At 69.5% G+C, this 564-nt stretch carries 1 protein-coding gene; it reads right to left on the bottom strand.

The genetic code is table 11. The features are described 5' to 3' along the window. The coding region (locus tag ACTWQR_RS55960; RefSeq protein ID WP_443235050.1) for a polyketide synthase dehydratase domain-containing protein at positions 1-564 on the bottom strand (564 nt) is incomplete at both ends.

Below are 564 nucleotides of genomic sequence, written 5' to 3'. Positions count from 1 at the left end.
CACCAGCGAGTCCATCGTCACCACCAGACCACCCGCCTCGTCGGCAGCCTCGACCGACAACGCGTCCGGGCCACACGGCGCGACCCGTACCCGCAGTGCCGAAGCACCCACGGCATGCAACACCAGCCCGTTCCACGCAAACGCCAACACCGGAGCCCCGGACTCCGCCACGCCCTCGTCCGCGTGGCCGCCGATCGTCCCCACTTGCAGGGCCGCGTCCAGGAGCGCCGGATGGATACCGAACCCGCCGGCCTCCTTGCGCTGTTCCTCGGGCAGGGCGACCTCGGCGAAGATCTCCTCACCACGCCGCCAGACCGCCCGCACCCCCTGGAACGCCGGACCATAACCGACACCGCGCTCAAGCAGATCGGTATAGAAGTCGCCGACATCCAGATCGACTTTCTGCGCGCCGGACGGCGGCCACGCGGCGAAATCGAATTCCCTCCCATGGGCCGTCGGCGAGGTCGACAGCACTCCGGTGGCGTGCCGCGTCCATACGTCCGTGCCACCCTCGTCAGCCACGTCCTCACGCAGCGAGTAGACCTCCACCGACCGGGAGCCGGT

Source organism: Streptomyces sp. 2A115, from assembly GCF_052245575.1.
In the GTDB taxonomy this organism is placed as follows: domain Bacteria; phylum Actinomycetota; class Actinomycetes; order Streptomycetales; family Streptomycetaceae; genus Streptomyces.
This window is presented reverse-complemented; position numbering and strand designations above follow the sequence as displayed.